The sequence below is a fragment of the Streptomyces liliiviolaceus genome, from assembly GCF_018070025.1.
Lineage (GTDB): Bacteria > Actinomycetota > Actinomycetes > Streptomycetales > Streptomycetaceae > Streptomyces > Streptomyces liliiviolaceus.
In genome coordinates, this window is sequence record NZ_JAGPYQ010000002.1 from 2164899 (window position 1) to 2190416 (window position 25518).

Genomic DNA, 25518 nt, shown 5'->3' on the forward strand with positions numbered 1-25518 from the left:
ACGGCCACGATCGAGGCCGGACGTCGTGCCGAAAGCGGCCGTCGTGCCGCATGTACCGGACGGCGACCGCCGGCGTCGCGTCTGCCGGACGGACGGCCGGACACCAACCTGGCTGGACGTCCCGAAAGCGGCCGTCGCGGTGCTCCTGCCGGACCGCCGCCGGTGTGCCGCACACGCCGGACCGCCGCCGGCGCGGCGCCGGCCATCGGACGGCGGCCGTCGTGCGGTGGCGGGCGCCTCGCCCCCCGGCGGGCGCCCCACCCCTGGCGGACGCCGTCCCTCCGGCGTACGCCTCACTCCCCGGCGTACGCCTTCTCCAGGGCCGCGAGGTCGAGCTTGTGCATCTTCAGCATCGCCGTCATGGCGCGGCCCGCCTTCTGCTGGTCCGAGTCGCTGATCATCTCGGTCAGCCTGGTCGGCACGACCTGCCAGGAGAGGCCGAACCTGTCCTTCACCCAGCCGCAGGGGCCCTGCTCGCCGCCGCCCTCGATGAGCGCGTTCGAGTAGAAGTCGACCTCGGTCTGGTCCGCGCAGTCGATCGTGAAGGAGATGGCCTCGGTGAACTTGAACTCCGGTCCGCCGTTCAGCCCGACGAACCTCTGGCCGTTGGCCACGAACTCGACGGTGACGACGGAGCCGGCCGGGCCGGGCCCGGCCTCCGTGGCACGGACCGTCTTCCCGAGCTCGGAGTTCTTGAAGAGCGACACGTAGAAGTTCGCGGCCTCCTCGGCCTGGCCGTCGAACCACAGACACGTGGTGAATCCGTCGGTGCTCATGAGTGCCTCCTGGAGCGGAGCGGGAACGCTGTCGTCCTTACCGACCGATCCTCGGCGGAAAACTCATCGGTGGCGCGCCGACTTTCCAGCCGCTTTTTATGCACAGGACCGATGTGCGCGACCGAACTAGCATGGGCCGCCATGATCTTCCCGCACGACGACAGCGTTCAGCCCGGCAGCGGGCTCCGTCCCTTCCGTATCGACATCCCCCAGGCCGACCTCGACGATCTGCACGCGCGCCTGGACCTCACGCGGTGGCCGGACGAGCTGCCGGGGGTGGACTGGGCCTACGGGGTGCCGCGGACCTATCTCAAGGAGCTCGCGGAGTACTGGCGGCACTCCTACGACTGGCGCGCGGCGGAGGCCCGGCTCAACGAGTGGCCGCAGTTCACGACGGTCGTCGACGGGGCCGACCTGCACTTCGCGCACATCCGCTCGCCGGAGCCCGACGCGACCCCGCTGATCGTCACCCACGGCTGGCCCGGCTCGATCGCGGAGTTCCTGGACGTCGTGGGCCCGTTGACCGATCCGCGCGCCCACGCCGGTGATCCCTCCGACGCCTTCCACGTGGTGGTGCCGAGCATCCCCGGGTTCGGCCTGTCGGGGCCCACGCGCGACACCGGCTGGGAGTACCGCCGTATCGCCGCCGCGTTCGCCGTGCTGATGGACCGACTCGGCTACCGGCGGTTCGGAGCGCAGGGCGGCGACTGGGGCGCGGCGATCTCCCACGAGCTGGGCCGCACCCACCCGGAGCGGGTGATCGGCGTCCATCTGAACCTGCTGCCCGGCGCCCAGGCCACCTCCGAGCCGACCGCCGAGGAGCTGGCGGCGCTGCACCCCGGGGAACGCGAACGCGCCCTCGCCTCCTGGCGGCGCCACCAGGAGTGGACGCGCGAACGGCAGGGTTACGCCGACCTCCAGTCGACCCGGCCGCAGACGCTCGCCTACGGGCTCACGGACTCACCCGTCGGCCAACTCGCCTGGATCGTCGAGAAGTTCAAGGAGTGGACGGACTCGGACACGCGTCCCGAGGACGCGGTCGACCGGGACCAGCTGCTCACGAACGTGATGCTGTACTGGCTCACGGGCACGGCGGGATCGTCCGCGCGGATCTACTACGAGCGCGCGCACGCCGACGGCGGGAACGCGCCCGCGCAGCCGTCGACCGCACCGACCGCGCTCGCCGTCTTCCCCCGGGACAACTTCATCCCGCTGCGGCACCGCGCGGAGCGCACGGACACCATCGTGCGCTGGACGGAGTACGACCGGGGCGGCCACTTCGCCGCGATGGAGCAGCCGGACCTGCTCGTCGGGGACGTACGGGCGTTCTTCCGTCAGGTACGGGGCGACGGCGGCAGCGCGAGGTGATGGGGGCCGGGCGGACCTGCCTGCCCGCGGCCCCCGACCGACCCGGCGGCAACAACGACAGCGGCGGCGACAGCAGATGTGAACGGCATCGGAATTCCCGTACAACCCTTGGGCCCCATGCGATGTCAAACAGGGCGCCGGACAAGGAACGGGCCCTTTCCGGACACCCCCGCGCTGCCCAGCCGTTCTTCCTGACAGGAGCCGACTCATGCGCAAGAACCGTTCCACAGCACTCGCCGCGGCATCATTTCTTCTGCTGGCGGGACTGGGCATCGCATCCGCGCCCTCCGCGTACGCGGGCACTCCCGGCGGTACGCGGGCCTCCGACCGCAACAGCGACTTCAACGGCGACGGCTACGAGGACGTGCTGGTGGGCGCCCCCGGCGCGACCGTCAGCGGCAAGAAGGGCGCGGGACTCGTGACCGTGCAGTACGGCTCGTCGCGGGGCATCGGCACGACCGGCGCCGCCCTCTTCAGCCAGTCCACCGCGGGCGTCGCGGGAGCGGCGGAGACGGGCGACGGCTTCGGCAAGGCGGTCGGCACCGGCGACCTGGACGGGGACGGGTACGACGACGCGATCGTCGGCATCCCCGGCGAGGACCTCGGCACGGTCGCGGACGCGGGCGGTGCCGTGATCCTGTGGGGCTCGAAGGCGGGCCTGACCGGGGCGGCCAGCGACTGGCTGGAGACCCAGGAGCCCGTCACCGGCGAGCAGTTCGGTGCGGGCCTAGCCGCGGGGCACTTCACGAACGAGACGCCGGGCGACCTGCTGGCCGTCATGGACCACAACGGCCTGGAGCTGTTCGCCTACGACTCCGCCGCGCCCGGTTCGCTGGAGCGGCGCTCGTCCGCGCCTCTCTCCGCCCGGGCCCAGGAGCGGAACATCCTGCCCAAGTCGCTGACCACGGGCGACTACGACAAGAACGGGTTCGCGGACCTCGTCGTCTCGGGCGTGACGGTCGGCGACGAACCGGGACACGGCTGGTCGACGTACCTCTCCGGGCAGGCGGACGGGCTGACGTACGAGCGGGATGTGCGCGGCGGCCCGGTCACCGCGTCCGGTGACATCGACAACGACGGCTACGACGACCTGGTGACCGGCGAGCCGAACTCCCCCGACGACGGCGGCGAGACCATGACCGGCGGTCTGGTGGGCGTGCGCTACGGCGGCGAGAACGGGCCGGCGGACGAGGTCCAGTGGTGGACGCAGGACTCCCCCGGCGTTCCCGGCACGGCCGAGCGGGGCGACGGCTGGGGCACGGACCTGTCCGTGGCGGACACGGACGGCGACGGGTACGCGGACGTGGCGATCGGCGCCGCGGGCGAGGACATCGGCACGGTCGCCGACGCGGGCGCGGTGTGGGTGCTGCGCGGGACGTCCGCCGGTCTGACCGCGACGGGCGCCAAGTCGTGGGACCAGGACTCGGCCGATGTGTCCGGTGTGCCCGAGAAGGGCGACAAGTGGGGCGGCCAGGTCCGTCTCACCGACCCGAACGCGGACGGCCGCTTCGGGCTGCTGGCCTCGGCGCCGGGCGAGAACGCGGGCGACGGCTTCGTCTGGGTGCTGTCGGCCGGGGCGGGCGGCATCACGGCCGCGGGGTCGTGGACGTACGGGGCCGACACGCTCGGCGCACCCTCCCTGGGCGCCGCGTTCGGCGCCGCGATCGACGAGTAGCCCGCGGCAGGCTCCTCACAGTCCCGGAGAGGTCGCGGCCGACTCCGGGACGCCGTGACTCGCGGCCGACTCCGTCGTCGTACCGGACGCGTCGTCGGGCGCGGGCTCGGAGGAGTCCGGCGCCGGCGGTGCGGACGACGGCGACCCGGACTCCTCGGAGGGCGACGACGGCGTGGCCGGGGAAGAGGAGGTCGAGGGGCAGGGGCTCGCCGAACCGCCCGGCGGCACGGTCGCGCCGTCCCCCACGGACACGCAGGGCGACGGGGAGTCCGACGAGGGCGGCGGGGAACTCATCGACGGGGACGGCTGGTGCGCCGGAGGATCGGTCCTGCGGTCCTTGCCGCCGGTGTCGCCCTGGTGCCGGGTGAACCAGTCGCCGCTGTCCGCGTCGAAGATCACGAAGATGTCGACGACCTGGGTCGAGGGCGAGACGACCACGACGTCCGAGGGCCGGTACGACGGCCAGGAGTCCCCGGTCGTCCTCGGTGTGGTCTTCAGCGCGACCGGCGGCAGCAGCGGGTTGCCGCAGGCGCAGCGCACCCGGGGAACACCGCGGTCGTCGACGAGGACAGCGGTGCCGGCCTGCAGGACCGCCTGATAGCTCGTGGCTCCTCCGTCGCGGTAGCCGTGGTTGGTGACGCGGGTGTCCATCCGCAGCTGTACGGGGGTGAGCGAGCGCAGATACGCGGGCACCGCGGAGGTCTTGAGGTCGAGCACCTTGGCGAACGCCTGCTTCTTGTCGGGCGCCCGGTCCAGCGCCGAGATCTGCTTCTCGACGTCGCAGCTGCCCCTGTCACGGGTTCCGCCGTAGAGGCCGGGCGCCGAACCGTCCACGCCCCGTGTCACATTGGCCGACCCGGAGGTGTCTGTGGGCGAGGGCGTCACGGGTGCGGTGGAACCGTCCCGTGCCGTGGAGCCGGTGAACGGGTCGGGCCCCGACTTGCCCGCCGCCTGGAGGAAGACCTCGCCGTCCGAGGACTTGGCGGTGGTCGTGCCGTCGGGCCGGGTGAGGACCACGGCCAGGACCACGGCGACGACGACCGCGGCGGCGATGAGGGCGACCCGCGGGACCGACTTCCACCAGGGCCGTTCGGGGCCCTGGCCCGCGCCCGGCCCGGACGGACCGGAGGACCCGCCGTCACCCGGTCCGCCTCCCGATCCGCCGCCCTGTCCGCCGCCGCCCGCACCGGCTCCGCCCCACTCGCCCGGTCCTCCGGTCGACGAGCCCGTGGGAACGCGTCCGTCCGGAGGGGGTACGGGGTTCGGCCGGGTCGGCCCCGACAGAGGGCCGGAGGGGGGTCCTGTGGGGCGGCCTGAGGACGGCGGTTCGACGCTCACGAGCTCCTCTTCCCGGCGTAGCGACACAGCGGCATCACGACACTGCCACTTCGATCCACTTTGCTGCGTTTCACGGGCTTTGATTCCACGATCAGCCCATTGTGTGCTCCGGTCCCGTACCGCCCGCAAGCCGACGCGGTCGGCCCTCCCGGCAGGCGCGCCGCCACAGGCCTGCCTAGCGTGGCAGCGTGAGCCTCTCTACAGCCCCTGACCAGGCGGTGTCCCGGCACGGCTGGGTCCAGGCCCTGGCCACGGTCCTCGCCGGACTGATCGCCATGCTCGTGATCGCCGCGCTCGGACTGTGGGCGGCGGGGGCCGCCGACCTGCCGGACGGCGCGTTCCCGCGGGTCGTCGCCGCGACGGTGGTGACGGCGGTCGGCGGTTCGGTGAAGTTCGCCGGGAACGCCGGAGCGATCGCCGGGACCCGGGCGGGTCTGACGGTGCTCCCGCTCTCGGTGACGCTGACCGGAGCCCTGGTCGTCGCCGCCGGTTTCCTGCGGCCGTTGCGCCACCGGGCCGTCGCGGGCCTGCCCGAACTGGCGGGCTGGGCCGGCCGCATCGCGGTCCTGTGGCTGCTCGCCCTGACCGCGCTGGCGCTGTCGGCCCGCCGGACCTTCGCGGTCTCCCTCGGTGACGGCGCGCTCTCCGACCTCGGCGATCTGTTCGGCGCCTCGTCACCGCGGGTCGGGTTCGAGACCGATGTGCCGGTGACGCTGCCCTTCGGCCTTCTGTGGCTGGCCGGCGTCCTCGTCCTCGCGCTGCTCGTCTCGCCCAGGGCGCCGCTCCCGCCCCGGCTGCTGCGCTTCCAGGAGTCGGTACGGCCGGCCGCGTACGCCATGGTCGTGCTGCTGCTCGCGTACGTGGTCCTGGGCGTGGTCGTCGCGCTGGTGGTGGCGGTGACGCGGGGGCATGCCGCCCAGACGCTCGCGGTGGTGCTCCTGGGGCTGCCGAACCTCGTCTGGCCCGTCTTCACGATCGGTCTGGGGGCGACCTGGGACGGCAGGGTCGAGGGACCGTTCGGGCTGCCGATGCCGCAGGTGCTGGATCGTGTGCTGCGTACGCCGGACCTCTCGACCCTGAATCTGCGCACACTCTCCGAGCAGGACGGCAGGGTGTGGTGGCTGGTGGTCGTCGACGCGGTGCTCCTGCTGGCCGTCGCCTTCCTGATGGCCTCACGCTCGCCTGCCCGGATGCGGGCCTGGCGGCACGGCCTGCACATGGCCGTCGCCCTCGCGCTCACGGTGCTCACCGTCTGCCTGCTCGGCCGGATCGACGCGCACTACGGGCTGTCGCTGTTCGGCATCGGAGACCTCGGCGGCGGACTGTCCGGCGAACTCTTCCTGCGGCCACGGCTGTGGGGCGCGCTCGGTCTCGCCCTGCTCTGGGGCCTGGTCGCCGGCTTCCTGGGCGCACTGCTCGCCTCCCGCACGCGTCATCACGGCGAGTTGGAGAATCCCAAGGACTGAGGACCGCGGGCCGTACTACCGTACGCATCCATGATCGAGCCGGACTTCCTTCACACCACCCGGGCGGCCTACGACACGTGGGCCGCCCGTTACGCCGAGCTTTTCGCCAACGGGTTGGAGGACTTCCCGCTGGACCGGGCGATGCTCGGCGCATTCGCCGCCTTCGTGCGCGCGGACGGCGGCGGACCGGTGGCCGACCTGGGCTGCGGCCCGGGTCATGTGACCTCCCTGCTGGACTCGCTCGGCCTGGATGTGTCCGGCATCGACCTGTCCCCGGAGATGATCGCCATCGCCCGGGCGGCCCGTCCGGACCTGCGGTTCGAGGTGGGCTCGATGACCGCGCTGGATCGTGCGGACGGCGAGCTGGCCGGTGTGCTGGCCCGTTACTCGATCATCCACACCCCGCCGGAGCAACTGCCTCTGGTGCTCACGGAGTTCCAGCGCGTGCTGGCGCCCGGCGGTCACTTGCTGCTCGCGTTCCAGGCCCACGACGACCCCGCGGAGCTGGCGGAGTCCTTCGACCACAAAGTGGCCCTCGCCTACCGCTGGTCCCCCGACCGCGTGGCCGCCCTGCTGACGGAGACGGGTTTCACGGAGAAGGCCCGCCTCGTCAGGGCCCCACTGGAGGACGAACGCCAGTTCCCGCACGCCCACTTGCTGCTCACGAAGACCCCCACACCGTAGGGTCCGCGCCCACCATCGCCCCGTGAGGGGCGCGGGGAACTGCGCGACCAGCCCCCACCGGCCCGCACCTGACGTACATCCCTACGGGCCCCCGGCATCCGGAACCACACACCGAGCCCAAGCCGGAGGCAAGGGCGGAGCCCAACCCCGCTCGGGCTCCCCCACCGCCGCCGCCCGCAACGCCGCGACAAACGCGAGACACGACCCGTACCGGTCATCGGGACTCTTCGCGAGAGCCTTCGCCAGGACGCCGTCGACGCCCCCGGCGAGTTCGGGCCGCTTCCCGGACACCGCCGGCGGCACGTCGTACTGGTGCGCCCACAACAGCGCCATGTCGTCGTCGCGCCGGAACGGCGGCCCGCCCGCCAGGGTCTCGTACACGACACAGGCGAGGCTGTAGACGTCGCAGCGGCCGTCGACGGGGCGCCCGGAGATCTGCTCGGGCGCCACGTAGTCGAGCGTGCCGACGAACTGGCCGACGGTCGTGAACCCGGTCAGGGACAGCGACTTCTTCGTCAGCCCGAAGTCGGTGAGGTAGACGTGCTCGGGGTGGTCGCTGTCCGTGCCCGGCGCGACCAGGATGTTGCCGGGTTTGACGTCCCGGTGGACCAGCCCGTGGTCGTGGGCGGCGTCGAGCGCGGACGCCACCTGTACGGCGATGCGGGTGGCTGTCGTGATGGCCAACGGCCCCTCCTTGTCGAGGAGATGACGCAGGTCGCGGCCCGCGACGTACCGCATGGCGATGTAGAGGACGCCGTCCGTCTCGCCCGCCTCGAAGACCGGCACGATGTGGGGGTGGTCGATCGCGGCGGCCACCCGTGACTCGTAGGTGAAGCGTCTGCGGAACGTGTCGTTGCGGGCGAGTTCCGGGGCGAGCAGTTTCAGGGCGACCGTGCGGTCGAGGCGCAGGTCCTTGGCGCGGTAGACGACGGCCATGCCGCCCCGGCCGACCTCGCGCTCGATCCGGTACCCCGCGATCTGCCTGCCGACCAGCTCGGAGGCCCGCCCGGCGTGCGGACTCGTGTCGTACGCCATCACCGGTCACCGCGCCCGGCACTGTCGACGTGACCAGCACTGCCGCCGTGACCGGCGCTGTCGCCGTCCCCCGTGACGAGCCGGGTCGGGGCGTGCCGGATGCCCTCCTGGCCCTCGGGCGACTCCGGCCCCGCGCCCGCGTCACCCCGGGCCGGCTCCGGCTCAACGCTCCGCGCGAGTGGTGCGGGCTCCGGTGCGGGTTCCGCCGGGCCCACGCCCCGTACGACCTGCGTGGGCGCGTGGCCGCCCGCGACAGGCGGCTCCGGGCCCGGCGCCGCAGGTCCGGGAGGGGACGCGGCGTCGGACGGGCCCGGGCCGGGCCCGGTGGGTGGCTCGGGTCGGAACTCGGCTGCCGGGAGGTCCGAGCCCGCCGCGGACGGCGGCTGCCCCGTCGCGTACGTGCTCACGCGGGTGCCGTCGCAGTACACCCACCGCTCGTGCTCGGCCTCGTACAGCCAGACGGACTCCCCCTCCACGACGATCCCGACGCGCATCCCCGTCGTCAGGTCGTGGAACGCCTCCCGGTCGAGGCGTCCGGCCGCCAGTTCCTCGACGTGCTGCCGGTAGCGGCGCAGCGTCTCCTCGACGCGGGCCAGCAGCGGGCGCGGATCGGCGGTGCGGGCGAGCGGCTGTCCGGCGGCGGGCGGGTCCTGCGGGACGGCGACCAGCAGCCGGCCGTCGACCCACGCGGACCAGCCGTTGGCGCACAACACGTGCCCCCAGTCGCCGCGCCGCTCGACGAGCCGCACGGGCAGGAGGGCGTCGAGCGGCACGGTGGGCCGGACCGGGTCGGGGGCGTCCCAGGCGGGCATGCCGTCCGGCGGAACCACATGGGTGGGGCGGAATCCGGGAGTGGTCGTCGTCATCGCGTCCGGCTCCCCTTCCTACTTCCGCATGACCGCGGGTTCGTGCCGTCTGAGCAGCCGGGCCACGAGGAGGCCGAAGACGGCCGAGAGGACGACGAGCATGCCCATGTTGAGCAGCCACACCCCGGCCGAGTGCCGGAACAGCGGGTCGGCGGTCAGGTCGCCCGGGACGAGCCGGGCCAGTCCGACGGTGCCCGCCATGGCGCCGAGCGCCCAGCGCGAGGGCACCAGCCACGAGAGCTGTTCGATGCCGGGGACGCCGTCGAGTCTGAGCAGCGCGCCGCAGAACACGACCTGCACGATGGCGAGGAGCACGAGCAGCGGCATCGTGACCTCCTCCTTGCGTACCAGCGCGGAGACGAGGAGCCCGAGCATCATCGCGGTGAAGGCGAGCAGGGCCACGGCGACCGTGATCTCGGCGAGGGGCGGCAGGAGGACGCCCTCGCCGCCGGGCGCGTTCAGGTCGACGCCGAGCAGGGCCACCAGGGTCAGGACGACGGCCTGGAGCACGGTGACCGTGCCGAGGACGACGACCTTGGACATCAGGTACGCCGATCTGGACAGGCCGACGGCCCGTTCCCGCTGGTAGATCACCCGTTCCTTGACCAGTTCGCGCACGGCGTTGGCCGCGCCCGTCAGCACTCCGCCGACGCAGAGGATGAGCAGCGCGTTCATCGCCGTCTCCTGCGTGAGCCTGCTGCCCGCGAGGGCCCGCGCCATCGCTCCCATGACGAAGGGCAGGGCGATCATGATGGCGAGGAAGGTACGGTCGGCGCCGAGCGCGGCGGCGTACCGGCGCACGAGGGTGCCCAGCTGCGAACCCCAGCTCTGCGCCTTGGGCGGCCGCGCGACCCCGCCGGAGGCGGGTGCGGCCTGCGGCAGGCGTGGCTGGGCGGTGGAGTCGACGATGTACCGGCGGTACTGGGCCGACACGCGATAGTCCCCGGCCCAGTCCCTCTCCCGGTCCCGCTCGAACGCCTCGAACGCCTCCGGCCACTGTTCGTAGCCGAAAAAGGCGAGCGTCTCGTCGGGCGGCCCGTAGTAGGCGACCTTGCCGCCGGGCGCGAGGACGAGCAGCCGGTCGCAGACGTCGAGGCTGAGGACGCTGTGGGTGACGACCACGACCGTCCGCCCGTCGTCGGCCAGCCCGCGCAGCATGTGCATCACGGAGCGGTCCATACCGGGGTCGAGGCCGGAGGTCGGCTCGTCTAGGAAGAGCAGGGACGGCTTGGTGAGCAGTTCCAGGGCCACGCTGACGCGTTTGCGCTGGCCGCCGGAGAGGCTGTGGATGGGCTGCCCGGCACGTTGTCCGAGACCGAGTTCGCGGATCACCTCGTCGACGCGGGCCTCGCGCTCCGCCTTCGCGGTGTCCTGGGGGAAGCGCAGCTCGGCGGCGTAGGCGAGGGCGCGCCGCACGGTGAGCTGGGCGTGCAGGATATCCTCCTGCGGTACGAGTCCGATGCGCCGCCGCAGCTCGGCGTAGTCCCGGTAGAGGTCGCGGCCGTCGTAGAGGACCGTGCCCCGGTCGGCGGGGCGCTGCCCGGTCAGGGCGTTGAGGAGCGTGGACTTGCCCGCGCCGCTGGGTCCGACGACGGCCAGCAGGCACTTCTCGCCGACGGGGAAGGAGACCCGGTCGAGGAGCGTTTTGCGGCCCCGGTCCACGGCGACGACGAGGTCCTGCACGTCGAGCGAGACCTCGCCGGTGTCGACGTACTCCTGGAGCTGGTCGCCGACCAGGGAGAACGCCGAGTGGCCGATGCCGACGATGTCGCCCGCGTCGATACGGGCGCGGGTGACGGGCTGCCCGTTGAGGAACGTGCCGTTGTGGCTGCCCAGGTCGACGATCTCGTACGTCCCGTCCGGCAGCGCCCGCAGTTCCGCGTGGCTCCGGGAGACGCCGAGGTCGTCGACGACGAGGTCGTTGTCGCCGCCGCGGCCGATCCGGACGGTGCGGGAGGGCAGCGGCCGCACGCTGGTGGGCCGGCGGAAGGTGCCGGTCGCGGCGGGCACGGAGACGGCCGAGGGCCGTTCGGGGGCGGGCGGGGCACGGTCGGCGAGCACCGCGCACGGGCCGTCGGCGGGGGCGCCGAAGCGCAGGACGCTGCCGGCTCCGACGTCCCACTCGTGGACGCGGCGGCCGTCGGCGTACGTGCCGTTCGTGCTGTTCTCGTCCTCCAGCGTCCAGTGGTCGGTGCCCGGCCGCAGGACCGCGTGGTGCCAGGAGACCCGGGCGTCCTCGATGACGATGTCGCTGAGCGGGTCCCGGCCGACGTGGTACGCGTGGTCCGGGGTCATCACCGTGGAGCCCGTCTCCGTTTCGAGGACGAGTTCGGGCACCGCCGACCGCTCTCCCATGCCTGAATTCTAGCTATTCGTCCGCATATGCGCCTGCCGCAGGCGCGGAGGCCAGGCCATCGAGGGAGGGCCGCGGGCTCGGCTCAGGCGGCCGGGGCGGACAGGTGGGGCAGGGTCCGCTGCATCCGCAGGGCGTCGATGGACTCCGCGAGCAGTTCGTACTCGGTGGTCTCGTCGCTGGCGGCGATGCGCACCAGATGTCCGGCGGCCAACTCCTCGGCGGTCAGCTCCTGTTGCGCGTCGTCGCCGCACCAGCCGCGCAGCAGGCCGGGCACATCGGGGGTCGTGCCCGCGACGGGCGCCATCGAGTTCGGCGGGAAGTAGGGGGCGTCGGGATCGGGATCCAGGCGCTCGGCGATCCAGGACGCCCGGTCCCGTAACCACCACATGGCCAGGGCCAGGGTGGGCGCCCGGTAGGTGCCGAGCGGTACGCCGACCCACATTCCGCCACAGACTCCGTACGCGGTGACGTGGCACAGGAATTCATCGTGCACGATCACTCCCCATCGCATCCGCTCGCCGCCTGTCGGCCTCTCTTCCCGGTCTTTCCCGCGGCTCGTTCCGGCGTGCACCGTGGCGCTGTTCCGATGAGTGGTGAAGGGTGAATTGCCCTAGCCTTCGAGTATCGCCACTCCTGACACAGTGTCACCACACCTTTCCAGCCAGTCTCCTGGCATATTCACGGCCTTCTTTGGCCGAAACGGCTCGGATCGTCTCCGTCCGTACGGAATCCGTGCTCGGCGGCCCATTACCCGCGGGGTAATCGACGGTCCCGGCGGCGCCCGGCATGGTTGCGGTACCGCATCCCGAAGACCTCGATGGAGGCTGATTCCTCATGTCCGTGAACGTGTCCGCGAACGAGAACCGTTACGAGACCGCCGTCGCCCGTTACTTCGAGGCGTGGAACGCGGACGGGGCCGAGGCCCTGGCGAAGGCGGTGGCCGCCGCCTGGACCGCGGACGGCGGGTACACCGACCCGCTCGCCGATGTGCGCGGGCACGACGCGATCGCTGCGGTGATCGCCGCGGCCCACGAGCAGTTCCCCGGTTTCGTGTTCCGCCCGGCCGGTCCGGTGGACGGCCACCACGACATCGTCCGTTTCACCTGGGAACTGGTGAACCCCACGGACGGCTCGGCCCCGGTGGCCGGCTCCGACGTCATCACCCTGACCGAGGACGCCCGAATCCACACGGTATCCGGCTTCCTGGACCGGCTCCCGGCACCGGAATAACCGAATCCGACCGCCCCCACGGACCGGCACCCGACCCACAACACCAGCCCCCTCAAGGGGCGCGGGGAACTGCGCGGCCGACCCCCACCGGCCCGCAGCCAACCCACAACGCCCCCACCCCAAAGCGGAGCGCTACCGCGGAGCGTTACCGCTGAACGAGCGAGTCGATCCGATCAAGCTCGTCCTGCGAGAACTCCAGATTCCCCGTGGCGGCCACACTGTCCTCCAGCTGCTGCGGACTGCTCGCACCGATCAGCGCGGAAGTGACCCGCCCACCCCGCAGCACCCACGCCAGCGCCATCTGCGCGAGCGACTGCCCGCGGGACTTCGCGATGTCGTTCAGCGCGCGCAGATCGGCGACCAGCTCCTCGGTCAGCTTGTCCGCGCTCAGGAAGGGGCTGTCGCTCGCGGCCCGCGACCCCTCCGGGATCCCGTCCAGGTAGCGGCCCGTGAGCAGCCCCTGCTCCAGCGGCGAGTAGGCGATGGACCCGATCCGCAGCTCGTCGAGCGCGTCCAGGAGCCCTTCCTCCTCGGGGCGCCGGTCGAGGATCGAGTAGCGCGGCTGGTGGATGAGGAGCGGGGTGCCCAGCTCGCCCAGGATGCGGGCGGCCTCGCGGGTCTGCTCCGGAGAGTAGTTGGAGACACCGACGTACAGCGCCTTGCCCTGCTGGACGGCCGAGTGCAGGGCGCCCATCGTCTCCTCAAGGGGCGTCTCGGGGTCGGGGCGGTGCGAGTAGAAGATGTCGACGTAGTCGAGGCCCATGCGGTTCAGGCTCTGGTCGAGCGAGGACAGCAGGTACTTGCGCGAGCCCCACTCCCCGTACGGACCCGGCCACATCAGGTAGCCGGCCTTGGAGGAGATGACCAGCTCGTCACGGTACGGCCCGAAGTCCGCCTTCAGCGCCTCGCCGAGGGCCGACTCGGCGGCGCCGGGCGGGGGCCCGTAGTTGTTGGCGAGGTCGAAGTGGGTGACACCCAGGTCGAACGCTCGCCGCAGGATCGCGCGCTGGGTGTCCACCGGCCGGTCGGGGCCGAAGTTGTGCCACAGGCCCAGGGAGAGGGCGGGCAGCTTCAGGCCGCTGCGTCCGGTGCGCCGGTAGGGCATGTCCGCGTAGCGGTCGGTGTGTGCGGTGTACAACGCGTTCTCCAGAGGGGTCGGTACGGAGTGGACCACGGTCCACTCTCGCCTGCCCCACCGACAGTGGTCCAACAGGAGAATCGGATGGGATTCAGCGGATACGCTTCTCAATCATGGAATTGCGCCACCTTCAGCATTTCGTCGCGGTCGCCGAGGACCAGCACTTCACCCGGGCGGCCGAACGCCTCATGGTGTCGCAGTCCGGCCTGTCCGCCTCCATCCGGGCCCTGGAGCGCGAGCTGCGCGCGCCGCTGTTCGTCCGTACCACCCGCCGGGTCACGCTCACCGAGGCCGGGCGGGCGCTGCTGACCGAGGCGGAGCGGATCCTGGCGCAGGTCCGCGCGGCCCACGACGCGGTGGCCGCCGTACAGGGGGTACTGCGCGGCACGCTGTCGCTGGGCACCGAGCAGTGCATCGCTGGCGTGCACGTGGCTCCCCTGCTGGCCGAGTTCCGCAGACGCCATCCGGACGTGGAGATCCGGCTGCGACAGGCCGGCTCGGGCGCGCTCGCGGAGGACGTCGCCGCGGGCCGGCTGGACCTGGCGTTCGCGGTGACGACCCGCGCCGACACGGAGCAGCTGCGCAGTCTGCCGCTGACCCGAGAGCCGATGACCGTCGTCTGCCATCCCTCGCACCCGCTGGCGGGCGGCGGCCCCGTCACCCCGCACGAGCTGGGCGGCGAGGCCTTCGTCGACTTCCACCCCGACTGGGGGCCGCGCCGCACCACCGACGCGGCCTTCGCGGCGGCGCGGGTGCAGCGCACGGTCACCCTGGAGGTGAACGACGTGCACAGCCTGCTCGACCTCGTCGAGGAGGGCCTCGGCATCGCCGTCGTACCGCGTCACTTCGCCCACAAGCGGCCGGCCCTCCCGGCCCTCCCGCTCAAGGCCGACACCGAGACGCCGTACGAGACGGTCGCGATGCTGCCGCCGCCGGAGGCGACCAGCCCGGCGGCGAGGGCGTTCATGTCCCTGCTCGACACGGAGGTTCTGGCGGTCGAAACGGTCGGCTCATCGGCCAGGATCAGCGGTTAGTTGGCTGAAAATGCACGCTGTGAATCGAAGGTGACGAAGTTTCGAACATGACGCCCGGGCGGCAAAGCGCATGAAAATGACGACTGCCGCATGTCATCCCCCAGTTGACGTCAACTCAGTTCATCTACCACACAGTGATGTCGTGGTAGCCATTTCCCGACGAAGTGAAGTCGTGCGAGTGATGAGCGCCCTGTCGGTCCTGTCCACCGGCCGCGGTGACTAGCATGAGGGCGCGCTTGATCCGGAGGAGGGCCTACCATCTTCCGGACTCCCGGCGATGTTTCACCTGTGGACTTAACTCCTGCTCGCACGGACCGAGGGACCGCGGAATGCCAGTGCCTGCTCGCCCCCGTCAACGCCGATCTGCGCAGAAGACGGGTTCCACTCCGGTCGTGTTCCCCGCGGTCCTGCTCGTCACGGCCGCAGGTGCCGGAGCGGCCGTCGGCCTCGCCCCCGAGAGCGCCCGCCCCTGGGTGGCGGGCACGGCGATCGCCGCCTGGGGCTGCATAGCGGCCGTCGTCGCCCTCGCCTCCGCCCGGTTGCGCAAGGCCCACCGCCAGACGGTGTCGCGCACCGGCGAACTGGAGATGACCAAGAACAACTGGAGCCAGCACGGCGCCGAGACGGACCAGTTGGTCAACGTGACCCTGCCGGCGGTGGCCGAACAGCTGAAGAACGGCGTAGGCGCCGACAAGGTGCTGGCAGGTCTGCCCACCCCCTCCGACCCGTATCTGCGCCGGATGCTGCATGTCTTCACCACCGAGGTCGCCCAGTCCGTGCTGCGGACCGCCGACGCGCAGTCGGACCTCGACGTGATGCGGCGCGAACTGGCCAACGGGACGCAGGAGCTTGAGCGGCTGACCCACGACACCCTGCCCGCCGCGGTGTCCCTGCTGCGCGAGGGCAGTTCGGCCGACACCGTGCTCGCCAAGCTCGACTGGCCGAGCAATCCGCTGCTGCGCTCGCCCGCGGAATCGTTCATCCGTGAACTGGCGTACAGCGAGCGCCGGTCCGCCGCCGCCCAGGCCGCCTCCGCGAAGGCCCTCAGCCGGGTCCAGGCCAAGACCGTCGGCATGCTCGCCGACCTCCGCGACATGCAGGACCGCCACGGCGGGGAGATCTTCGGCGATCTGCTGCGGCTGGACCACAGCACCTCCCAGCTGGGCCTCATGACCGACCGGCTCGCCCTGCTGATGGGCGGTCGCTCCAGCCGCGTGTGGAACAAGCCGATCGTCATGGAGAGCATCCTGCGCGGCTCCGTCGGCCGGATCGCCGCGTACCGGCGGGTGCGGCTGCACAACTCCAGCAAGGCCTCCATCGCGGGCTTCGCCGCCGAGGGCGTGATGCACCTGCTGGCCGAACTCATGGACAACGCCGCCAACTTCTCGCCGCCGATCGACGAGGTCCACGTGTACGTGGAGGAGCGCAGCGCCGGTCTCGTCGTCACCATCGAGGACAGCGGCCTGAAGATGTCCGGCGCCTCCATGCGCCGGGCCGAGGAGTCGGTGTCGGGCCAGGTCACCGACCTCGCCTCGCTCCAGGGCACCCGCCTGGGCCTGAGCGTGGTGGGACGGCTCGCCGCCAAGCACGGCATCAGCGTCAACTACCGCCCCTCCTCGCGCGGCGGCACCGGTGTCGTCGTCCTGCTGCCGCCCCAACTGGTGGCCCAGCAGCGCGAACCGGTCGGTCCCGAGCGTCCGGCCGCTGCCGCACCGGCCGCACCCCCGGCCCCCGCGCCGGTCCCCGCGGCCGAGGAATCGTTTCCGGTACGCACTCCGCAGGCGGCCGCGCCCGTGGACGAGGCGCCCCCGGTCGACATCCCCCGCCGGCGCGGCGCGGCCACTCCGGGCGGACTGCCCGTCCGGGCTCCCGGCCGCACCATGGCCGAGGCGGAACGCGGACGGGCGAAGAACCCTCCCGAGGCGCCCAAGGCGGAGCCCGACGTGAACGCTCCGCCGCGCGACGCCGGAAGCCGGTTCGGCGCCTTCCACCGCGGCCGGCACGCCGGAGGGGCCGCCGACGGCTCCCCCGCCGCGCCCGGCGAGGACGCCGGACCCGAGACCGAGACCGGGCCCGAGGCGAACGGCTAGATCGCCTCCGCACCTTCGCACAGCTCCGCAAGCCCACCCCGCACTGATTCGCCGCACCCCGTTGGATTGGAGGAACGGGCCGGGTGACCACCGACTGGTCATCGCCCGACCCGCCCATCATGGAGACCACTGACAACAGCCTCACCTGGCTCTTGATGAACCTCTTGGAGCGCACGCCGGGCACCCGCCACGCACTCGTCCTGTCCCGGGACGGTCTGAAACTGTGCTGGACGGAGCACCTGACCCTCGACCAGGCCGACCAGCTGTCGGCGATCTGCTCCGGCATCCAGGCTCTCGCCCAGGGCGCGTCCGTGGAGTTCGGCGACGGAACCGGCGGCGTCCGGCACTCCATGACCGAGTTCCACGGGGGCCTGCTGTTCATCGTGGAGGCCGGCCAGGGCGCGCACCTCGCGCTCGTCGCCGAGGAGAGCGCCGACCCGGGCGTCGTCGGCCATCAGATGACCGAGCTGGTGGAGCAGATCGGCGACCATCTGCGGGCCGAACCCCGTACGCCCGTCACCAGCAGGGGTGCCTCGGCGTGAGCCGCAAACCCGTGGACATCGGCGACCCGGACCGGCTCTACACGGTCACGGGCGGACGCAGCGAAGCCGATGACGCCTTCGACCTGGTCACGCTGATCGTCAGCGAGTGCGAGCCCACCGCCGGGATGCAGTCCGAGCACGTCCGGATCCTTGAGCTGTGCCGCCATCCCACGGCACTGGTCGAGGTCTCGGCCGAGCTCAAACTGCCCATCACCGTCGTGCGGATCCTCCTCGGCGACCTCCATGCCATGGGCAAGGTGAGCGCCCGTCACCCCCGCGCGGCCGATTCCGTCGCGACCCTCCCCGAAACCGCACTGCTGCAGGAGGTGCTCCATGGGCTCCGCAACCTCTGAGCTGCCCGCCCAGCGCACGCCGCTGGCCGATGCCGCCGAGACCGGACTGAAGATAGTCGTCGTGGGCGGTTTCGGCGCCGGCAAGACCACCCTGGTCCGCTCGGTCAGCGAGATCCGGCCGCTGAACACCGAAGAGGTGATGACGCAGGCGGGGCAGGGCGTCGACGAGACGGCGGGTGTGGAGCGCAAGACCACGACCACCGTCGCCTTCGACTTCGGGCGCATCAGCCTCAACCAGCGGATGGTGCTCTACCTGTTCGGCGCACCGGGCCAGGAGCGTTTCTGGTTCCTGTGGGACCGGCTGTTCTCCGGCACCCTGGGCGCGATCGTCCTCGTCGACACCCGGCGCATGGAGGACTCCTGGTACGCGATAGACAGGCTCGAACACCACAAGACGCCGTTCGTGGTGGCCGTCAACCGCTTCGACGACGACGAACAGCGGTTCTCGCTCGACGAGATCCGGCAGGCGCTCGCGCTGGGCGACCATGTGCCCATGGTCGACTGCGACGCGCGGGTCAGGTCGTCGGGCAAGGAAGTCCTGATCACTCTCGTGGACCATCTCTACGCACTGGCCCTGTCCCAGGAAGGGACGTCGTGAGCGACACCACCGGCTCCACTTCGTCGAAGACCCCTCCACCGGGCTGCCCGGCGCACGGTTCCGCCGTGCAGCTGGGCGGTCTGGAGTACCAGCAGACGCCCTCGCAGCTGTACCGCACGATGCGCCGGGAGCACGGCGCGGTGGCTCCGGTCTTCCTCGACGGCGACATCCCGGCCTGGCTCGTCCTCGGTTATCCCGAGGTCAGCTATGTGACCAGCCATGACGAGCTGTTCGCGCGGGACTCCCGGCGCTGGAACCAGTGGCCGAACATTCCGGCGGACTGGCCCCTGATGCCGTTCGTCGGCTACCAGCCGTCGGTGCTGTTCACCGAGGGCCCGGAGCACCAGCGCCGGGCCGGTGTCATCACGCAGGCGCTGGAGGGGGTCGACCAGTTCGAACTGGCCCGCGAGTGCCAGTCGATCGCCGAGTCGCTGATCGCCTCGTTCGGCGGCAGCGGGCAGACCGAGCTGATGAGCACGTACGCGCACGCCCTGCCCGCCCGTGCCGTGCTGTGGATGTGCGGTATGCCGCAGGGCAGCGCGGACACCGAGCAGCTCGTCGACGATCTGCGGATCTCGCTCGACGCCGGTGAGGGCGACGACCCGGTGGCGGCGTACATGCGCGTCGGGGAGCGCATCATGCAGCTGGTGAAGGAGAAGCGGGACCGGCCGGGTCCCGATGTCACCTCCCGGATGCTGCAGGACGCGGCGGGGCTCAGCGACGAGGAGATCGTGCAGGACCTGATCTCCGTCATCGCCGCCGCCCAGCAGCCGACCGCCAACTGGATCTGCAACACCCTGCGTCTGCTGCTGACCGACGAGCGGTTCGCGGTGAACGTCTCCGGCGGCCGGGTCAGTGTCGGCGACGCGCTGAACGAGGTGCTGTGGCTGGACACGCCGACCCAGAACTTCATCGGCCGCTGGGCCGTGCGCGACACGCAGCTCGGCGGGCGCCTCATCCGTGAGGGCGACTGCCTCGTCCTCGGTCTCGCGGCGGCCAACACGGACCCGCAGATCTGGCCCGAGTCGCACGTCGGTGCGGAGAACTCCTCGCACCTGTCGTTCAGCAACGGCGAGCACCGCTGCCCGTATCCGGCGCCGCTCCTCGCGGACGTGATGGCCCGTACGGCGGTGGAGACGCTGCTGGAGCGGCTGCCCGACCTGGTGCTGGGGGTCGATCCCTCGGAGCTGACGTGGCGGCCGTCGATCTGGATGCGGGGGCTGAACTCCTTGCCGGTGCAGTTCACTCCGGCCGTGCATTAGCGCTCCGCTGGGTTCAGCTGGATATCTGCGGGTGTGTTGCATGCCTGCGGGTGCGTTGTGGCTGGGCGCGCCCACGCGGCGGAGCCGCACAATGTCACAGCCCCGCGCCCCTTCGGGGCGCCCAGCCTTCCGCGTGCCCGGAATCCGGGCACGCGGAGGACGTGGGTGGTCAGACGCCGGCCGGGGTGAACCGGACCGGCAGTGACTGGGGGCCCCGGGTGAAGACGCCCTGTTCCACGGGGTCGAAGCCCTCGGCGAGGCGCAGGTCCGGCATCGCGTCGAGCAGTTGGTTCATCCCTATCTCGACCTCCGCCTTGGCCAGCAGCGCGCCGACGCAGAAGTGCCGGCCCAGCGCGAACGCGAGGTGGTCGGCCGCGGCCGAGAACGCCGAGGTCGTGGTGAGGTCGTCCCGGAATATGTCGAACCGGTCGGGGTCGCCGTAGCGGCGCTCGTCACGGTTGGCGGCTCCGATGAGGCACGTCACCGTGGCCCCCTGCGGGATGGTGCCGCCGGACACCTCGACGTCGGTGGCCGACTGCCGCATGATCATGTGGACCGGAGGGGTGTAGCGCAGCGTCTCCGCGAAGGCGGCGGGGATGAGGCTGCGGTCCTCGTAGACGGCCGCCAACTGCTCGGGATTCATCAGCAGGTTGGCGAGAATGCTGGCGATCGCCTTGTCCGTGGTCTCCCCGCCGGCGGCGAGCAGCAGGCTGCAGAACGCCTTGATGTCCTCGTCGCTCATCCGGACACCGTCGACCTCGGCGGCACAGAGCGTCGACAGCAGGTCGTCGCCCAGGTTGTCGCGCCGGTCGCGGATGATCGGGATCATGTATTCGGCGAACTCCCGGCGGGTGCGCTCACCGGCGGCGGTCACCTCGGCGTCACCGGAGAGGTTGCCGAGGAAGGCGATGACGGCGGTGTACCAGCCGTGGAAGCGGGCGTGGTCGGCCTTGTCCAGGCCCAGCATGTCCGCGATGACGTTGACCGGGAACCGGGTCGCGTAGTCGGTGACGATGTCCGCCGAACCGGTCTCGCGGAAGGCGTCTATGAGCGCGAGCGAGTTGCGCTCGATGACCGGCAGGAACTTCTCCTGGAGGTCGCTGCCGCGGAACGCCGGGGCGACGAGTGCGCGCCGCACCGCGTGCTCACGGCCGCTGAGCTGGAGGATCGTCTTGCCGTGGACCGGCTCCAGCTGCCAGTCGTAGTTGCCGGTCGTGAACTCGGACTTCTTGTCCTTGAAAACCCGTTCGACATCGTCGTAGCGGGAAATGATGTAGCTCTGGGTGGCCTCGTGCCAGATCAGGGGATTTTTCTCTCGCATCGCCGCGTACGCGGGGTAGGGATCCGCGGCGAACTCGGGAGAGAGGATGTCGGGCGCCTGCTGGGCAGTGGACACGGAACTCCTCGTGTTGGATGCGTGCCGTCGAAGAACAGGTTAATGATCTTTCGATGGCTCAAACAGTCCAGTCCTGGCCGAAGTTGAATGCCCGACCTTTCCGTGCCGCACACGCCTCCCCCTCATGATTTACGACGGAGCCCCTCCCATGATCCGAGAGTTTTGAGCCGGAATGCCGGAGTCCGGTGGTCGTCCTGTCGCCGGGAGAGCGGCGGTTCACCCTGCGGCGAACCGCCGCTCCCGGAGCCGGAGAACGATTTCGGCCACGACTCATTCGACACGTGTCAGCCGGGACCTGTCGGCGCGGGACCGTCGGCTCAAGACCGTCAGCGCAGGACGGTCGGCGCGGGAAGGTCAGCGCGTCGCGAGGTCGTACCCCGGCAGGACGACGTCCCGGATCAGCGCGTTGCGCTCGTCGAACGGGATGAACGCGCTCTTGAGGGCGTTGACCGTGACCGTACGGAGGTCGCCGAGGGTCCAGCCCGCCTCCTCGACGAGCAGGGACATCTCGCGGGTCATGGTCGTGCCGGAGACCAGCCGGTTGTCGGTGTTGAGGGTGACGCGGAAGCCCAGGTCGCGCAGCCGGGTGATCGGGTGGTCCGCGATCGAGGTGGCCGCGCCGGTCTGGAGGTTGGAGGTGGGGCACATCTCCAGGGCGATCCGGCGGTCGCGTATCCACTCGGCGACGCGGCCGAGCTTGCCGTCCACGATGTCGTCGGTGATCCGGACGCCGTGGCCGATGCGCTGGGCGCCGCAGACCTGGAGGGCCTGGTGGATGCTGGGCAGGCCGTGCGCCTCACCGGCGTGGATGGTGAACGGGACGTTCTCGGCGCGCAGGTGCGCGAACGCGTCGAGGTGGTCGGCGGGCGGGAAGCCGTCCTCGGCGCCCGCGATGTCGAAGCCGACGACACCCGCGTCCCGGAACGCAACGGCCAGGTCCGCGATCTCGCGGCTGCGGTCGAACATCCGCATGCCGCACAGCAGCGTGCCGACCCGGACGGGCGTACCGGCGTCCGCCGCCTTCGCCATGCCGGCGGCCAGGCCCTCCTGCACGGTCTCGACGACCTCGGGCAGGGTGAGCCCGCCGTCGAGCATCAGCTCGGGGGCGTAGCGGACCTCGCCGTAGACGACGCCGTCCGCGGCGAGGTCGAGCACGTACTCCTCGGCGGTGCGCAGCAGGCCCTCGCGGGTCTGCATGACCGCGAGGGTGTGCTCGAAGGTGGCGATGTAGCAGACGAGGTCGCCCGAGTTGGCCGCCTCGTAGTACCAGGCGGCGAGCGCGTCCGGGTCGGTGGTGGGGAGGGTGTGGCCGACCGCGGCGGCGAGTTCGACGAGCGTCGCGGGGCGCAGACCGCCGTCGAGGTGGTCGTGCAGGACGGCCTTGGGGAGCCGGCGGACGGTGTCCGTGTCGGGACGGACGTCGGGACGGACGTCGTTACGGGAGTCGGTGGGAGACGCGGTCATGCGGTGTTTCCTCGGCAGGTTCTCTGGGGGCGGGAGGGGACGGGATGGACTACTGGGCGGGCGTGTCGGGGGCGGCAGGCTGCAGGAGGTCCCACCGGTTCCCGTACAGGTCCTGGAAGACGGCGACCGAACCGTACGTCTCGTGCCGCGGCTCCTCCAGGAAGGTCACGCCGGCGGCGGTCATCCGGGCATGGTCGCGGGCGAAGTCGTCGGTGTGCAGGAAGAAGCCGACCCGGCCGCCGGTCTGGTCGCCGATCCGCTCGCGCTGTGTCTCGCCCTTGGCGCGGGCCAGCAGGAGCCCGGTGCCGTGGCCGGCGGTGTCCGGCTCCACGACGACCCAGCGGGATCCGTCGGGCCGCGGGGTGTCCTCGGCGAGCCGGAATCCGAGGGCTTCGGTGTAGAAGCGGATCGCCTCGTCGTAGTCGTCGACGACGAGGGTGACCAGGGCAACGCGTCGCATCAGGGACCTCTCCGGGGTGTCGCTGCGGCAAGGAGCCGGCAGTGCGGCCGGCTGCAAGGGGGAACAGCAGGGGTTATACGTAACACGCGAGGATACGCCATCGCCGGGGGGTCGCCTGCCCGCGCGGCATCCGCCTCCTGCATGCTGGGGGAAGGATCAAGAGACAGGAGTGACACACCATGTCCGAGACGCCCAGGTCGACCGGGGCACCCGCCCATCAGAACGTCACCTTCCCGAGCGGCGGCACCACCGCGCACGGTTACCTGGCACTGCCACCGGCCGGACGAGGGCCCGGTGTCATCGTCATCCAGGAGTGGTGGGGCCTGACCGACCACATCGCCGACGTCACCGAGCGGCTGGCGAAGGAGGGCTTCGTGGCTCTGGCCCCGGACCTCTACGGCGGCAATGTCGCCCATGAGAGCTCCGAGGCGTACCGGATGATGCAGGAGCTGCCCGTGCCGCGCGGGGTCGAGCTGCTGTCCGGCGCCGTCGACCATCTGCTGGCCATGCCGGAGGTCACCTCCGACACCGTCGGCTCGGTCGGCTTCTGCATGGGCGGCGGTTTCGTCCTCTACCAGGCGGCCACCGACCCCCGCGTCCGCGCCGCCGTACCGTTCTACGGCGTCATCCAGGGCGAGGCCCCGGACTTCTCCGGCCTCAAGGCCCAGATCCTCGGGCACTACGGCGAGCGCGACTCCGCCATCCCCGTGGACTCCCTCACCACGCTCGGCGAGACGATCCGCGAGCAGTCCGGCATCACCCCGGACTTCCGCGTCTACCCGGCCGACCACGCCTTCTTCAACGACGGCCGCCCGGAGGTCCACGACCCCGAGTCGTCCGCGCAGGCCTGGCGCAGCACGGTCGAGTTCCTGCACGCGCAGCTGGGCTGACCGTATGCCGCTGCCCCCGGTTCCGCCGGGGGCAGCGGCGCACGTCGGCACGTGCGAATCACTACGTGTTCGCGTTCAGTACGTGTTCATAGTCAGTCAGTACGTGTACGTGTTCAGCGTCGCCACCGCCGAGGCCGGTGAGCCGAGGTCGTACCGGTCCACCGCGAGGAAGTTGGGCTTCTTGCGGGCGGCGGGCTGGCAGAACCGCTGCGCCCGGTCGGTGAGTTTGGTGTTGTCGGTGGTGGCGGTCGAGGCGATCGCCGCGTCCCGGAAATGGTTCATCACGAAGAGCGGGCGGAAGGGCGACGCCGTCGCCGTGAGGGGGACGTTGGTGTTCGCGTCGTACCAGCGGCTGTAGCAGGACCAGTCGGAGCTGCCGAGGCCAGAGCCCATGGACCAGTAGTTCTCCACGGTCCACTCGCGCTGGTACATGACGCCGAAGCTGTCCCGGGTGAGCCCGGCGGACTCGTCGGCGGAGCGGCTGTGGTCGGTGAAGAGGAGCAGCCGGTCGTTGGCGGCGATCAGGTCCGCCACCTTCGGCCAGCCGTTCGCGCGTACGCCGGCCCGGTCCGGGCGGTAGAGGACGTCGGACAGGCCGTTCACCTTGGCCAGTTCACTGCGCAGAACCCCCGGGTCGACGTAGTCCTCCAGGAACACCGTGACGATTTCGCTCGGGTTCTGCCGCAGGAAGTCGACCATGCGCTGGAGGTCCACGTTCAGGGCCACGGGCCGGCTGACGAGGGTGCAGCTGTTGTGGCAGAGGATCGCGCCGTCCGGGGTCTGGTGGATGTCCAGCATGAACCCGCGTACGCCGTCGGTGAGTTGCTGGTTGATGCCCCGGCTCTGGTTCGGGACGAGGTTGACGAAGGGCGGGGCGAACCCGCCGTCGACGCCGTTCGCGTAGGCGTTGTGGGAGGTGAGGAACGTGACCTGGTCCAGGGTGCGCTGGCCCGCGGAGGGCATCGGGGAGGTCGGGGACGTCACCGGGGTCAGGTACCAGGCGGCCGGGTCGCCCGCCGCGCCGACGACGAGCTGCGCGGGGTAGTTGGCGCCGGAGGCCTTGGCGCCGACGGTCAGGTACTGGTCGGCGCCGGGCACCTTGAGCCGGTAGCGGTCGGTGCCCGTCGACGTGATCTCCCACGAGGCGTCGGCACTCGTGCAGGCGACGGTCCTCGCCTGTCCCCCGGACCGGCCCAGGCAGCTGCCGGCCGTGTCGGTGTTCTCCAGGACGTACGAGGTGCCGGTGGCCCGGAGCGTCCACTGCTGGCGGTCCTCGTTGCCCTTGGGGTTGCGCTGGACGACCGCTCCCCCGCTGTCGGCGGCGTTCAGGCCGGTGACCGCGCTCTGTACGTAGAACACGCCCGCCGTCGGTACCTCCGCGGCGTGGGAGGGAACGGCCAGGGCGGTGGTCAGTGCCGCTGCGGCGGCGGTGAGGGCGAGCAGGGGGCGGAATCTCCGCATGGCGGTGAGGTCCCTTCGGCAGCGCGGCGGCGCCTG

General features: G+C 71.4%; 23 protein-coding genes. 12 read left to right on the top strand and 11 right to left on the bottom strand.

Annotation, left to right across the window (positions count from 1 at the left end; translation table 11 throughout):
- Positions 1-293 precede the first annotated feature (293 nt).
- On the bottom strand, positions 294-776 hold the full coding sequence (locus J8N05_RS44740) for a VOC family protein (protein ID WP_210893555.1): 483 nt from the start codon (positions 774-776) through the stop codon (positions 294-296).
- A gap of 141 nt (positions 777-917) precedes the next feature.
- Between J8N05_RS44740 and J8N05_RS44745 the strand changes: the two genes are divergently transcribed.
- Positions 918-2144: an epoxide hydrolase family protein gene (locus J8N05_RS44745; RefSeq protein ID WP_210893557.1), complete on the top strand. Its 1227-nt coding sequence runs from the start codon at positions 918-920 to the stop codon at positions 2142-2144.
- Positions 2145-2352: 208 nt separating this feature from the next.
- Complete coding sequence (locus tag J8N05_RS44750; RefSeq protein ID WP_210893559.1) at positions 2353-3819, top strand: FG-GAP-like repeat-containing protein; 1467 nt, start codon at positions 2353-2355, stop codon at positions 3817-3819.
- A gap of 15 nt (positions 3820-3834) precedes the next feature.
- On the opposite strand, the gene J8N05_RS44755 is transcribed toward J8N05_RS44750, so the two are convergent.
- Positions 3835-5157 (bottom strand): DUF6777 domain-containing protein, encoded by a 1323-nt coding sequence (locus J8N05_RS44755; RefSeq protein WP_210893561.1) that lies wholly within the window; start codon positions 5155-5157, stop codon positions 3835-3837.
- A gap of 188 nt (positions 5158-5345) precedes the next feature.
- On the opposite strand from J8N05_RS44755, the gene J8N05_RS44760 reads away from it, so the two are divergent.
- Positions 5346-6623, top strand: a complete 1278-nt coding sequence (locus J8N05_RS44760; protein WP_210893563.1) for a streptophobe family protein — start codon at positions 5346-5348, stop codon at positions 6621-6623.
- A gap of 30 nt (positions 6624-6653) precedes the next feature.
- Positions 6654-7307, top strand: coding sequence for a class I SAM-dependent DNA methyltransferase (locus J8N05_RS44765; RefSeq protein ID WP_210893565.1), 654 nt, complete (start codon positions 6654-6656; stop codon positions 7305-7307).
- Positions 7308-7388: 81 nt separating this feature from the next.
- Here J8N05_RS44765 and J8N05_RS44770 read toward each other — a convergent pair whose 3' ends face one another.
- The 4 genes from J8N05_RS44770 to J8N05_RS44785 all read right to left on the bottom strand — a co-directional run bounded on the left by J8N05_RS44770 (position 7389) and on the right by J8N05_RS44785 (position 12057).
- Entirely contained in the window at positions 7389-8342 is a 954-nt protein-coding gene (locus tag J8N05_RS44770; protein WP_210893567.1) for a serine/threonine-protein kinase, read from the bottom strand.
- Positions 8342-9208 carry a hypothetical protein gene (locus J8N05_RS47760; protein ID WP_247706952.1) on the bottom strand — a complete coding sequence of 289 codons (867 nt, stop codon included), beginning with the start codon at positions 9206-9208 and terminating at the stop codon, positions 8342-8344. The genes J8N05_RS44770 and J8N05_RS47760 overlap by 1 nt, the downstream gene beginning before the upstream one ends.
- A gap of 18 nt (positions 9209-9226) precedes the next feature.
- The gene (locus J8N05_RS44780) at positions 9227-11563 is read right to left on the bottom strand and encodes an FHA domain-containing protein (protein WP_210893569.1); all 2337 of its coding nucleotides are present in this window, start codon (positions 11561-11563) and stop codon (positions 9227-9229) included.
- Between the two features lie 83 nt (positions 11564-11646).
- Entirely contained in the window at positions 11647-12057 is a 411-nt protein-coding gene (locus J8N05_RS44785; RefSeq protein WP_210893571.1) for a hypothetical protein, read from the bottom strand.
- Positions 12058-12410: 353 nt separating this feature from the next.
- Here J8N05_RS44785 and J8N05_RS44790 point away from each other — a divergent pair, with 353 nt between their 5' ends.
- Positions 12411-12794, top strand: a complete 384-nt coding sequence (locus tag J8N05_RS44790; RefSeq protein ID WP_210894357.1) for a nuclear transport factor 2 family protein — start codon at positions 12411-12413, stop codon at positions 12792-12794.
- 145 nt (positions 12795-12939) lie between these two features.
- Here the strand turns inward: J8N05_RS44790 and mgrA are convergent, their stop codons facing one another.
- Complete coding sequence (gene mgrA / locus J8N05_RS44795) at positions 12940-13932, bottom strand: L-glyceraldehyde 3-phosphate reductase (RefSeq protein ID WP_210894359.1); 993 nt, start codon at positions 13930-13932, stop codon at positions 12940-12942.
- A gap of 113 nt (positions 13933-14045) precedes the next feature.
- Here mgrA and J8N05_RS44800 point away from each other — a divergent pair, with 113 nt between their 5' ends.
- From J8N05_RS44800 to J8N05_RS44825, 6 genes are all read left to right on the top strand, one after another.
- Positions 14046-14966: a LysR family transcriptional regulator gene (locus tag J8N05_RS44800; protein WP_210893573.1), complete on the top strand. Its 921-nt coding sequence runs from the start codon at positions 14046-14048 to the stop codon at positions 14964-14966.
- Positions 14967-15295: 329 nt separating this feature from the next.
- Entirely contained in the window at positions 15296-17056 is a 1761-nt protein-coding gene (locus J8N05_RS44805; protein ID WP_210893575.1) for an ATP-binding protein, read from the top strand.
- 119 nt (positions 17057-17175) lie between these two features.
- Positions 17176-17598 (top strand): roadblock/LC7 domain-containing protein, encoded by a 423-nt coding sequence (locus tag J8N05_RS44810; RefSeq protein ID WP_210894361.1) that lies wholly within the window; start codon positions 17176-17178, stop codon positions 17596-17598.
- A complete protein-coding gene (locus J8N05_RS44815; RefSeq protein WP_189776066.1) occupies positions 17595-17951 on the top strand; it encodes a DUF742 domain-containing protein in 357 nt (118 codons plus the stop codon). The genes J8N05_RS44810 and J8N05_RS44815 overlap by 4 nt, the downstream gene beginning before the upstream one ends.
- Positions 17932-18549, top strand: coding sequence for a GTP-binding protein (locus J8N05_RS44820; RefSeq protein ID WP_107019020.1), 618 nt, complete (start codon positions 17932-17934; stop codon positions 18547-18549). Before J8N05_RS44815 ends, J8N05_RS44820 begins: the two co-directional genes overlap by 20 nt.
- On the top strand, positions 18546-19811 hold the full coding sequence (locus J8N05_RS44825; RefSeq protein WP_210893576.1) for a cytochrome P450: 1266 nt from the start codon (positions 18546-18548) through the stop codon (positions 19809-19811). Before J8N05_RS44820 ends, J8N05_RS44825 begins: the two co-directional genes overlap by 4 nt.
- Before the next feature lie 169 nt (positions 19812-19980).
- Here J8N05_RS44825 and J8N05_RS44830 read toward each other — a convergent pair whose 3' ends face one another.
- The 3 genes from J8N05_RS44830 to J8N05_RS44840 form a co-directional block, all read right to left on the bottom strand.
- Positions 19981-21207, bottom strand: a complete 1227-nt coding sequence (locus tag J8N05_RS44830) for a cytochrome P450 (RefSeq protein ID WP_210893577.1) — start codon at positions 21205-21207, stop codon at positions 19981-19983.
- 354 nt (positions 21208-21561) lie between these two features.
- Positions 21562-22671 carry an adenosine deaminase gene (locus tag J8N05_RS44835; protein ID WP_210893578.1) on the bottom strand — a complete coding sequence of 370 codons (1110 nt, stop codon included), beginning with the start codon at positions 22669-22671 and terminating at the stop codon, positions 21562-21564.
- Positions 22672-22720: 49 nt separating this feature from the next.
- On the bottom strand, positions 22721-23131 hold the full coding sequence (locus J8N05_RS44840) for a VOC family protein (protein ID WP_210893579.1): 411 nt from the start codon (positions 23129-23131) through the stop codon (positions 22721-22723).
- Between the two features lie 179 nt (positions 23132-23310).
- On the opposite strand from J8N05_RS44840, the gene J8N05_RS44845 reads away from it, so the two are divergent.
- The gene (locus J8N05_RS44845) at positions 23311-24021 is read left to right on the top strand and encodes a dienelactone hydrolase family protein (protein ID WP_210893580.1); all 711 of its coding nucleotides are present in this window, start codon (positions 23311-23313) and stop codon (positions 24019-24021) included.
- A 96-nt stretch (positions 24022-24117) separates the two neighbouring features.
- Here the strand turns inward: J8N05_RS44845 and J8N05_RS44850 are convergent, their stop codons facing one another.
- Positions 24118-25482 (bottom strand): RICIN domain-containing protein, encoded by a 1365-nt coding sequence (locus tag J8N05_RS44850; RefSeq protein WP_210893581.1) that lies wholly within the window; start codon positions 25480-25482, stop codon positions 24118-24120.
- Positions 25483-25518: the final 36 nt, after the last annotated feature.